We start from the raw sequence: 11,307 nt of genomic DNA on the forward strand, positions 1-11,307 counted from the left end.
CAACTTCCGTGAGCGTGTGCGCATCGTTGCGCCTCTCTGCCAGGAGGGGTAGCGGCTCCACCGGGTAGGGCATATTGAATCGATACAGCCGCGCGGTGAACGTGACGCTACCGCCGCGGTACCGGACGTACAAGGACTTTCACGGAGGACCAGCCGCGGGTCATCCCGGACGGTGCCGGGTCCCGTCCACCGGCGTGACCGTCGTCCCGGCGGCCCTGGGCACGCTGCTGCCGCTCGTCCTCGGCGCGGTGCTCGCACCGCCGGCGCGCCGGCCAGTAATGCGCGCCCGCCGATTAATCCGCACCACCACTGCGCCCCCGATATCGTTCGGGGGCGCCGTGGTGCGTCGTGGTGGAATGTCCCCGTGTCTTCTCTGTTTCCGATGATGGACGACGACGAGCAGCCCATCCGCCGTGAGCGGCGGGGTGAGGGCCGACGAGACCGGGGCAGCCGGCGCAAGCGGCGGGGCCGCCTGACGCTCGCCATCGCCGGTGGTTTCGTGCTCGCGGTGATCCTCCTCGGGGTCGCGGCTCTCCTGCTCGCCCTGGACGCCCGCACCGCCTACGCCGAGCTCCAGGCGGCGATGCCGCAGGTGACCCAGCTCCGGGCACAGGTGCTCGCCGGGGAGAACGACGTCGCCGCCGCCACGTCGGAGGAGCTCCAGGAGCACACCAGCGCGGCCCGCGACGCCGTTCACGGCCCGCACTGGACGCTGGCGGGCCTCCTGCCGGTCGTCGGCCCCAACGTCGACGCCGCCCAGGCGGCCGCTGTCGTGGTGGATGACCTGGCCACCGGGGTGCTGCCCGACCTCGTCGCCGTCACCGCCGTGGTGAACCCGGCGAGCCTCGCCCCGGTCGACGGGCGGATCGACGTCGCCGCCCTCAGCGCGGCGGCGCCGCAGGTGGTGGCGGCCAACGACGCCGTCGCGGCCGCGGCCGAGCGGATGGACGCCGTGTCGCTCGACGGCGTTCACGAACGTCTGCGCGGGCCGCTGGAGGACCTCCAGGTCCAGCTCGACGAGGTCAGCTCCCTCACGCAGACCGCCGCGCGCGCGGTGCAGCTCGTCCCGCCGATGCTCGGCGCGGAGGGCCCGCGGGAGTACCTGCTCATGGTCCAGAACAACTCCGAGCCGCGGAGCACCGGGGGCCTCACCGGTGCGTTCGTCCATCTGCGCGCCGACGCGGGCGCCATCGAGCTGGTCGACCAGGGGCCGGCCGGGTTCCTCGGGTCCTACCCCGAGCCCGCCGTCGAGCTCACCCCCACCGAGGTGTCCCTCTTCGGCACGCAGATCGGGCGCTATCCCGGAAACATCACGGCGACTCCCGATTTCCCGCGCAGCGCGCAGATTGCCCAGGAGATGTGGCGCCAGAGCCACGGCTCGGAGATCGACGGCGTCTTTTCCGTCGACCCCGTGGCCCTGGGGTCGTTGCTCACCGCGACCGGACCGGTGGGGCTGCCCACCGGGGACGAGCTGACCGCGGAGAATGCCGCCGCCATGATGCTCAACGGCGTGTACCTGCAGATTCCTGACCCGGACATGCAGAACCTGTTCTTTCAGGCCGCCGCGGGAACGATCTTTTCCCACGTGATGTCGGGTGCGGGGAGCCCCGTCGCAGCGGTGGGGGCGCTGACCCTCGCCGCGGAGGAGGGGCGCCTGCTCGTGTGGTCCGCGCACCCGGAGGAGCAGGAGCTGCTCGCCGGCACCGTGCTCAGCGGCGAGCTGCGCGGGCACGCCGGCGATTCCCCGGTGGTGGGCGTCTACCTCAACGACCTCAGCGGCGCGAAAGTGGCGTACTACCAACGGATGGACGCCACCGTCACCGCGGCCACGTGCCGCCCGGACGGCTCGCAGGACCTCACCCTCGCGGTCACCCTCAGCAACGACGCGCCCGCCGGCGCGGCGGACCTGCCCGTCTCGCTCGTGGGCAACGGCGACGCCGTGGAGCCGGGCGGCATGCGCTCCAACGTCCTCGTCTACGCGCCCACCGGTGGGCGCATCACGGACGTCCGGGCCAGTAATGGCGAACCGGACGTGCTGCCGCAGATCCACGACGACCTGGTGGTTGCCGCCCGACGGATTGTGCTCTCACCTGGGGAAACGGTGACGACGGAGTACGACATCACCACGGGCCCCGGCCTTGACGGCGAGGTAGACCTTCGGCTCACCCCCGGTCCAGGGGACGGAAAGTTCACGTCCTCGGGTTCCCAGTGCTCATGATCAACGCTAGGATCACGAGAACAGACCGGGCGGTTCTGACTCACCAGGGAGATTTCTTATGATTCGTCGTTCTATTGCTGGCCTCATCACGGCCGCAGTACTCGTGTTCGCACCCACGGCGGCCATGGCCTACACGGCTGACGACTACGACGCCGACGTGTCGACGACCAACCCCGCTCCGGGTGAGTCGTTCGAGGTCGTCATCGTCGCCCCGAGCGGCACGGACGTCACGCTCACCATCACGGCCGAGGGTGTCTCGGACGCCGCGATCCAGATCGCCGGCACCAAGTCGCTCACCAAGACGGCCGTCGACGGCCAGGCCGTCTTCACCGTGACGCTCACCGAGGAGGGCCGCTACGCGATGGTGGCGACCGCCGAGGACGGCACGGTCATCGAGACCTTCGCCATCGTCGTCGGCGACGGCGTCCCCGGTGCCGGTGACGGCGACAACGGTGCGGGTGACGACGGCGCCGCTGGCCCGTCGCTCCCCGACACGGGCGCCACGGCCACCCCGCTGATCATTGGTGGCATCGCGCTCCTCCTTGTCGGTGGGGCGATCGTCTACCTCGTGCGTCGCCGCGCGCACTCCTGACCGAGTCCTGACCGCCCGAAAGGCCCCCGCGATTCGCGGGGGCCTTTCGTGCGCCTACCGAGAGGACGTCACACCGTGACGATCACGCGGCGAGGGACACTGGCGCGCTGGGGGCTCGTGGCGGCGGCGCTCACGCTCCCCGTCACGGCCTGTACGGACACCACAAGCGAGGCGCCGGCAACGCCGTCCCAGACCTCGGTAGCGCCAGGGGCTCCCACGACCGTTACGCCGACGGCCGGTGCCGGCTTAGACGATCTCGCCGGCTATGCCGACGAGTTGGTCGCGGTGACGAACGCTGCGCGCCGCGAGGAGGGGCTGGCGGCGTTGACCGTGTCCATGTGCGCCCGCGCGGCCGCTCAGGAGCGCGCCGAGGTGCTCGTGGGCGAGGAGGAACTCGTCCACGCCCCCCTCGCGCCCGTCATCGAGGACTGCGCACCGATGACGACTGCGGCCGAGAACCTCGTCAACAGCACCGCGGCCCCCGAGGAGGTGCTCGAGGCCTGGCTGGGGTCCCCGGGGCACCGAGCGAACATCGTCGATCCTGCGCTCACCGAGATCGGCATCGCCTGCGTCGACGACGACGGCCAGGCGTTGTGCTCGCAGGTGTTCCTCGGCCCGTGACGGCGGGGCCATCCGAAAGGCTCGTGAAAGGCGAAAGGGCGACGCGCACGGTATCCGTGCGCGTCGCCCTTTCGTCACCTGGACCTTGCGGGTCTCCGCTAGCCGCGTCGGCCGGCGAGCACCCGTGCGCGCCGCGGGGTGCTACCGGCCCCGCGGCGCGCCTTGCTCGCGGCCCCGGAACCCTCGTGGGGCCGGTAGGACTCGTACGAGTACCCGTAGCGGTCGTTGTCCTGCTTGGACACCTTGTTCATCACGAGCCCGAGGACGTGCGCGTCCACCGCCGCCAGCGACTCGAGACTGTCTCGCAGCTGACCCTTGTGAACGCGGTCCGCGCCCACGACGACGAGCATCCCGCCCACCTGGTTGCTGAGCACGGCGGCGTCCGTGACGGGAAGGAGGGGCGGGCTGTCGATGATGACGACGTCGTAGCGGTCCGTGAGCTGCTTAAGGACGTTCGCCATGGCGCGCGAACCCAGCAACTCACTCGGGTTGGGCGGCACCTGCCCGGCAGGAAGGATGTCGAGTGTGGTGTTCTTCCATGGCTGGACGACGTCCTCGATCTCGGCCCGGCCGATCAGTACGGTCGTGAGTCCCACCCGGCCTTCGATGCCGGCGTACTCGGCGACGCTCGGCCGGCGGAGATCAGCGTCGACCAGGACCACCCGCGAGCCAGCGTCAGCGAGTGCCACCGCGAGATTCGCGGCCGTCGTGCTCTTGCCCTCCTCGGGTACCGACGATGTAACAACCACCGAGCTCGGCCGATCCGCAAGGTCGAGGAACTGGAGGTTGGTTCGAAGCCTCCGGTATGCCTCAGCCCGTTGCCCGTGCGGATCGTCGTGCATCACGATGGGGTGAGCCGCCGTCTTGTCGTCGAACCGTACAGTCCCGATGACGGAGGCTTCGGTGATGGTGGCGAGATCCGCTTCTGATCGCACCTTCGTGTCGAGTACTTCGCGGAGCAGCGCGATGCCGGCGCCGAGGAGCAGTCCAAGCACGAGACCTAGAGCGAGATTTCGGGAGACGTTTGGGGAAGATGGAGCCTGTGAGATCACAGCTTCGTTGAGCCTGGTTGCCCGAACGGCCTCAGTGCCATTGGCACTGTCCGGGGAGAGGCCACCAACCGTTGCCGCGACCTGGGCTGCCACGAGGTTCGCGATGTCGCGCGCCATAGCAGGGTCAGCATGTGTCGCTGATATCTCCAAAATGGTCGTGTCTGGTGCTATAGACACGGCGAGGGCTTCAGCTAGGGCGTCCGGAGTCACCGCGCCCCCGAGCGCCTCAGCGGCAGGCTCGAGTACAAGTGCCTGCTGTGCGACCTCCGCGTACGAACCCATCTGTCGCTCCGTAAAGGAGGAGCCCTGGGCGAGGTCAGAGACCGATCCGCCGCCTTGGACAGCAAAAAAGAGTCGCGTCGACGATGTGTATTGCGGTGTCACCGCTAGGGTCACCGCCGTCGTCAATGCGAGTGCCACCAACGCCCCTGCGACTACGGTAAGCCATCGCTTTCGCAGCACCTGGAGGTAATCCGCCAGTTCCATATGTATCCCTTAACTTGCCCTCGCTGTCAGCATCATCTTCCCACACCAACTCGTGCGGCCCTTCGTACTGTCCCCCCAACAGGCTCCGGCGCCTGGACCTGAGCGATAGGGCCACTCAGCCACCGGCGCCGATACGTGCGGCGGGCCGCTGGAGACTGCTGCACGAATACGTGACAGTGGTTCTCGGCTGGCAAGTGCGACCTGAGTGGCCATGATGGTCTCGTACTCGATGGGTATCAGGCGTCGGAGTCGGGCTTAGCGCCGGCGGCGGAGTACGTCTGCTCGGTCCAGGTGATGACCGCCAGGCGCAGCTCGGTTCGGGTGGTCCAGCGGCGGCGGTTGAGCACGTTCTTCTGGAGCAGAGCGATGAGGCTCTCCATGGCGGCGTGTCCCACGGCTAAGGCGGCTTGGCCCATCGATCCGCGGGAGGCGTGGCGGCGGCGCAGCCCGGCGAGGAAGCGCCGGGCTCGAAATTGCGAACCGCAGTCGGTGTGGACGTGCACCGTGCGCGCGCAGCCGCTCCACCATGCTGAGCGACCGTTGTCAACAGGCCCGTAACCGCGATGCGGCTCTTCGTCCGCGGGCCGATCAAGTAGCCCACGATCGCGTCGGGAACACCGATTTGATCGCGCACAGGTAGGCCTTTGCCGTTATCCGTGTGGCGAGTGGTGATGTCGGTGCGCCGCATTCGATTCCCGGTTAAGGGTTGAGGACGGGGCTTCCTGGGGTGGTGCAACCTGGGACGCTCGTGCTGCTCCGGACTACGCCCACAGGGTCAGCAGCGCTAGCGAACCGCCCGCCTGCGCGTAGCCACCGTCGATTTCCTTGCTGCGGCGGCTCGCGACCACGCAAGGACCAATCCCGCCGCGATGAGCGGGTACAGCACGCTCTTGATTGTGCCAAGCGCATCAGACCGCAACGCCATCGGCAGCGCCGCCAGGACGACCGGGTACAGCAATGCGCTGCTGGTGTTGGCGGGCCACGCTGCGCGAGAGTGCGAGCGAGCGACCACTAGTCCGAAGATGAAGCAGGCCGCCACGAGCCCGACGGTGCCGAAGTTCAGGTAGCCCTCAGCCGGGAGGCTGTATCCGAAGCCTTGGTGTGGGTTGGTGAAGCTCAGCATGTCGCGGAACGCCTGGCTGCCGGTGTCGTCAGGCGGGCCGAATAGGGCGTTGGCGATAGGTGAGGGTAGTTGCCGCGCGACTGCGGCGGCGTAGGTACCCCCGCCAGCGAACGGCATCGTGTCCGGTACTTGCTGGGCCGTGATGCCGGTGGTGAACGTAGCAACACCGAGGTCTGTGACCGTGGCCTCGAGATCCAGAGCAAACTCCGATCTAGAAACGACCGCCGACCTGTAATTGACGACCGCGGCGACCGCGACGAGGACCGCACCGAAGCCCGCAGCAACCTTAATTGGGCTCGTCCGTTTACGGGTGATGGCATAGAGCAGAACGATCGCGATAGCGATCATCGCTCCGCGGTTACCGGCGTACCCGCTGAGGACCGCGAGGGAGATCAGGAGCGCCCAATCGGACGCTGGCAAGATGCCACGCTTCCCTCGCTCCCGATGAGCGGTTGTCAACATCACGACCGCGAGTGGCGTCACGATCAAGGCGAAGGCCCCGACGGTGCTCATCAACCCGTAGTCAGTTTGGTTCAGACCTCTGGCGCCCAACCCGCCCCGCACCAGGTTCCAAACCGACAACCCAAGCGGAACGAGGAGCAGTAGGCGCGCGACCTGCATCTGCGTCCGGGCGAACTCGGGCGGCCGCCAGTCGAGCTGACGCGCGTTGGAGCGCACCTTGCGCGTTGTCACGCCGAGTCCAAGGCCGAACGCTAAGACCGCAAGGAACATGTAGTACGCCGTCTGGGGGTGCATCTGTTTTGCAGTGAAACCGAGTGGGGCCGCGCCGTCGACGAGGATGCTCCAAGCGGGCAGCAGAAAGGACACAGCTGCGTAGCCCAAGGGGAAGATCAGTGGGTGGAAGATGTCGACGTACCCGTTGTCCGCCCTACTGCGTATGATGCCGGTACCAATGCCAACGGCCGCAACGGCCCAACCCCACATGAGCGGGTTTGCTGGGATGGTGGCATGGGACGCGGGACTGGCAACGAAGAACGCGACGCCGATGCCGCCGAGGACGGTCAGTGCGATGAAAGACGTGTCCCGGGCCATTGCTTCATGCTATCCGGCTTGGAGGGCGGATCCGCGCCGAGCCCGTCGGACAGCGACGAGGTGTAGCTAACTCGGACGTAGGAGCCACCAACTGGGCATCGTTGAGGTGAGGAGCGCCTGCGAGGCCTGCACGTTGGGGAGTCACACACGACGGCTGGCGCGACCACGTCCGGAGCGCCGTCAGCTGGGGACGCACGCGGCCTATCGACTACGTCCACTCAGTGGCTGCCTGATCACAGCCACCCCGCCCTCAGCGAGATTCCCGACGATGGGAAGGGGACGCAGGTGTGGCCTTCGTGCGCCGCACAGCGGCCTACTTCGTCCCGCTGGCGTCACGGCAGTTCATCGAGCCACCTGCCCCCGGCAAAACCGGAAGGCCAAGACGATTCAGTGCATTCGGCAAACTGAGGGCGCATCCCGCCCCGCTGCCGCCAGCGACCGCGCCGCCGCGATACCCCTACTCTCGGCAGCTCCCACCAACAACGCCTCACGCCGCGACGCTGCACTCGGCTGCCAGACCTGTCGACCAGTATCACCAACCTGGAGTCTGATACATCCAGCGCTCGCCTACTCCGAAGCCACACGACCACGCAGGCGAAGGAGAGACGTGGCGTCGCGGGCGCAACGAACTCGACCGCGGCGCACCAGCGCACCAGCGTTCCGGTAGCGAGGTGACCGAGCGACCGGTTCGTCGATGACGACAGCAGATCACCCGATTCAAACGTCGATCTGACCAAACGGTTCTAAGGAATAGGTCTCGCCGCGCTGCTGCGCCAAGCCAGGGGGTAGCAACAGTGGTGGTCCTCGTGAGCTGAAATGCGAAAAATGCGTACACGCACCTCTCTAGTCCGACTCGACCAGGAAATCACTCAACTTGGTTTTGGCGCACGTCGTCCGCGCGCGGAGGCCCTGCGTGCGTTTCGGGAGACGCCCGAGGCGAGAATGGCGATGGCGAGCGCGCTGCCTGTGAGGGTACCGACGAAGTACCCGTCGGGAACCTTAGTGATGTGTGCGACGGCGACCGCTGCGCCCGTCGCGATCAGCATCACCGCCCGAGCGCGTCGGACGTGGACATCCAGCACCCACGCGCGCGAGGCGAAGAACAGGACCATGTACACGCCTTGGAGGAGATACGTCGCCGCGACCCAGGGGAACACCGTGATCGTTGCCCCAAGGGCGTCGCCTAAAATCGACGACCCGACCGCGCCAAGGAGAGCCCACCCCAGAGAGGCCCATAGGCCCGCGGCAAGCAAAATTATGACCGCGGGGGCTGCCATGGACCGAAGGCCCATGCTCCTTCCCGCGAAGGCAGGCAACAGAATTAGTCGGAGGGAACCAAAGAGTACACTCAGTGGCCCAAGTAGCAAGTTCGCACCCCGGACGCCAGCGCTGAATTCCAGTCCAAGCGCCGGCACCACCATGACACTAGCGACGTGTAAGGAGGACACCAGTAGCGCGCTCTCCATTGCGTAATCCCAACGCCAGATTCGTACCGACGGGTCGTAGTCCGCTCGGACCGATCGTGTGTAGCGCAGCGAGAGCAACGAGGCAACGCTATATGGCGCGAGAATGCAACAGACCACGTACCAGGGGCCGGAAAGATCGAACGCCACTCCGCCGAATAGGCAGACGACGCTCCCGATAGCGAGGATGGCCGATATGGCGGTACTCAGGGCCGCGTCGCCCTGGCTGTGCATATAGGCGCGGGTCCAGGTGTGACGGATGAGGAGATACGCTGACAAGGTGCCCGCGGCTATGAGGGCGAGCGAGTTATATGAAGAGAATGCCGTAAGGAGGATTACGAGTGCGGCGAAAACACCGAGGACCGGTGCGGCCCAGCGATCTATTCCCCAAATAGCCGCGGCGCTGGTCTCTCGCGGGAGCCGCAGGAGCACGTCCACGTACCCTCCCTGCGCCACCGCCTGGAGTCCGAGCGTCAGCGTCCACAGTACCGCAAAGAATCCGAAAGCCTCCACGCCAAGTGCGCGCGCGGCGGCAACTGAGGCGACCATGGAGAATGCGCTCGTAAATCCTATGTCGAGAGCAGAGAGCATCTTGATTCTGTTGGCAGCGAACATGACTGACAGCGATCTGCCGGTCATGTGAGCGCACTCAAGGTGGTACGGGCCGCCACCACGCTCCAGGGCCGATCGATGAACGCCTGGATGCCGAACGGCCTTTCCGGACTGAACGCCGTGTCAGCGCTGGCGTCCCCGAGTGCCGGTGCGGCCCTTACCATGACGACTCGATTCGCTGCTTAAGCGAAGGGTCTTGCTCCAGCGAGATCTTGCGAATGAAGTAGGCCTTGGAAGCCAATGCGAGATCCACGTCATGCGAGTCGACGGTGCCGCTCATACTTGGCCTCAGCCAGTGGAAATTGGAGTAGCCGGCCATTGTGGGGCTGGTCGCCGGCTCGAGCTCACCGAACAAGGTGTGGCGCGCCCACGATGTGTTGTAGACATAAGTCGGAATGACGACCTCGTCTGGTGCATAACTGTTCTTAAGATAGCGAAATTTGCCATCCCGGTACGCCGCAACTAATTCGACGGCCAATTTGCGGGGGATCGCTGTCCACTGCGAACCGGCCGCGTGCTGGAGGTTACCGGGCAGGGCGGGTTCGCAGACACGGGCAGCCTTTAGCGCGTGGCGAGTGAGAGCCGCCATGTGGCGGAAGCCCTTTTTTCTTAGATGGCCTAGCGTGCCGTCGAGCCAGTGGGAACGCGTCACGCGCTCCATCGCCATTGTTGGCGTCGGATGCTCCCGCAAAGAGTAGCCCCGGCAAAGCACCAAGGGGGCGTCCTCCAGGAGATAGTGCGCGAATTCCTCCAAGGGTCGCAGCGGAAGGCACTGACCGGACAGAAAGACGAAACGTTCCTGTCGGTCTGTTGTCGCAGAGAGCGCAAGTTCAAGAGTCTCCAGCATCGCTTCGACAACGGAGTACCCGCCCCAGTGCAGGCAACGGCACCTCTTGGAAACCGTCACGCTGGCAAGGGCTAGGCTCGGGACATCGCGGAGTAAACGGGAACGAGCCTGCAAATCAAGATGCACGAACGTGGGCGCCGGCGCTAGTTCCTGCAGGAGCGCGTCGAGAGTCCGAGGCGCCTCATGGGCAAGCACCACATACGCGATACTGTCCAAACTCATCGTGAACCGGCCCGGGAAAGGTCGTTTGCAGTGGTCACTGCTTCCGAGAGTGAATCGACAAGGTGTGCCGTGCTGAACGCGCCTGTGTACTCCTCGTATATCGACGACACCTTACCGTAACTGTTGTCCGCAACAGCATGCGGAATCCCGAGCAGGGCAGCTAGAATGTGCGCATGTAGGCGGTTGGTGGCTACCGCAGATCGACCTGAGAACTGATGTAGCGCGGCGCTGACGTTCAACCGGAGGCAGTAGTCAAGCGCAGCGAGATTGGCGCGGTAGAAGGGCCTCCGAGCCATGCCGGGCAACCGCTTATAAGCGGCTCCCACTGCGATGGCCCCCTTCCAGGCGGCGCTGTTCAGAGGCGTGAATTCCCAGTCCCGCATGCCCGCAGTCCTCGCGAGACTCAGGTCGGCGGGCAGGGCCTCCTGGTCTCCTCTGGCGAGCGTCAGGATTCCATCGCGAGCGGAAGACTTCGTGTCCTCAATTGGTGCGCCCAGGGCAGCGTCATAACAGTATCGGACGTCGACTCCCTGGAAGTTCTCTTTTGCAATGTCCAGTGAGCGGTTCTCTCGAACGAGGAGCGTGAGGTCAGCGGCTCGTGAGTATGCTGCGCCGGCATGGCGGAGCGTCTCGTGATCCTGGTAGTGGATCGACTGGGGCATGACAACAATGCGGCGGTCGCCGTGCGCCTCTACGATGTGTCGGCGAAAGCTGTCGTGGGCGGGATAGAGGTCGCCGAAGTTTCCGCCACCGTGCAAGACAAGGACGGTGTCTGCGGGTAGGCGCGCGATGTCATCGCTGAAGAATCGACCGATGTCGGCGGTGTATACGATTTCGTGGCCCAACGACGTGAGGTATTGGAGCTCCCCTAGCCAAATCAGAGAGTCGCCAAGGTTCCTGTGACGGGGGGCGTCCAGGAGTGCGATGGGCTTTGGCGCCTCACCTAGCGCTTCCCGCAGAATGGTTTCCGTCGCTGTACGCAGAGTGGAGAGATAGTGCAGGTCTGTGATGTTCACGG

At 65.9% G+C, this 11,307-nt stretch carries 9 protein-coding genes; 3 read left to right on the forward strand and 6 right to left on the reverse strand.

Features of this window, described 5'->3' with window-relative positions:
- Positions 1-364: 364 nt before the first annotated feature.
- The 3 genes from EBO36_RS01805 to EBO36_RS15185 all read left to right on the forward strand — a co-directional run bounded on the left by EBO36_RS01805 (position 365) and on the right by EBO36_RS15185 (position 3,431).
- Positions 365-2,218: a DUF4012 domain-containing protein gene (locus EBO36_RS01805; protein ID WP_164471286.1), complete on the forward strand. Its 1,854-nt coding sequence runs from the start codon at positions 365-367 to the stop codon at positions 2,216-2,218.
- A gap of 103 nt (positions 2,219-2,321) precedes the next feature.
- Positions 2,322-2,810 carry an LPXTG cell wall anchor domain-containing protein gene (locus tag EBO36_RS01810; RefSeq protein WP_244925334.1) on the forward strand — a complete coding sequence of 163 codons (489 nt, stop codon included), beginning with the start codon at positions 2,322-2,324 and terminating at the stop codon, positions 2,808-2,810.
- A 285-nt stretch (positions 2,811-3,095) separates the two neighbouring features.
- Positions 3,096-3,431, forward strand: coding sequence for a CAP domain-containing protein (locus EBO36_RS15185; protein ID WP_164471287.1), 336 nt, complete (start codon positions 3,096-3,098; stop codon positions 3,429-3,431).
- A gap of 98 nt (positions 3,432-3,529) precedes the next feature.
- Here EBO36_RS15185 and EBO36_RS01820 read toward each other — a convergent pair whose 3' ends face one another.
- From EBO36_RS01820 to EBO36_RS01840, 6 genes are all read right to left on the reverse strand, one after another.
- The gene (locus EBO36_RS01820) at positions 3,530-4,969 is read right to left on the reverse strand and encodes a tyrosine-protein kinase domain-containing protein (RefSeq protein ID WP_122823118.1); all 1,440 of its coding nucleotides are present in this window, start codon (positions 4,967-4,969) and stop codon (positions 3,530-3,532) included.
- 236 nt (positions 4,970-5,205) lie between these two features.
- Positions 5,206-5,349, reverse strand: a complete 144-nt coding sequence (locus tag EBO36_RS15190) for a hypothetical protein (RefSeq protein WP_164471288.1) — start codon at positions 5,347-5,349, stop codon at positions 5,206-5,208.
- A 404-nt stretch (positions 5,350-5,753) separates the two neighbouring features.
- Positions 5,754-7,145, reverse strand: coding sequence for an O-antigen polysaccharide polymerase Wzy (gene wzy / locus EBO36_RS01825; protein WP_122823119.1), 1,392 nt, complete (start codon positions 7,143-7,145; stop codon positions 5,754-5,756).
- Between the two features lie 869 nt (positions 7,146-8,014).
- Positions 8,015-9,247 carry an MATE family efflux transporter gene (locus EBO36_RS01830; RefSeq protein ID WP_164471289.1) on the reverse strand — a complete coding sequence of 411 codons (1,233 nt, stop codon included), beginning with the start codon at positions 9,245-9,247 and terminating at the stop codon, positions 8,015-8,017.
- A 130-nt stretch (positions 9,248-9,377) separates the two neighbouring features.
- Positions 9,378-10,289 carry a beta-1,6-N-acetylglucosaminyltransferase gene (locus EBO36_RS01835; RefSeq protein WP_122823121.1) on the reverse strand — a complete coding sequence of 304 codons (912 nt, stop codon included), beginning with the start codon at positions 10,287-10,289 and terminating at the stop codon, positions 9,378-9,380.
- On the reverse strand, positions 10,286-11,305 hold the full coding sequence (locus tag EBO36_RS01840; RefSeq protein ID WP_164471291.1) for a polysaccharide pyruvyl transferase family protein: 1,020 nt from the start codon (positions 11,303-11,305) through the stop codon (positions 10,286-10,288). The genes EBO36_RS01835 and EBO36_RS01840 overlap by 4 nt, the downstream gene beginning before the upstream one ends.
- Positions 11,306-11,307: the final 2 nt, after the last annotated feature.

The organism is Georgenia faecalis, from assembly GCF_003710105.1.
Lineage (GTDB): Bacteria > Actinomycetota > Actinomycetes > Actinomycetales > Actinomycetaceae > Georgenia_A > Georgenia_A faecalis.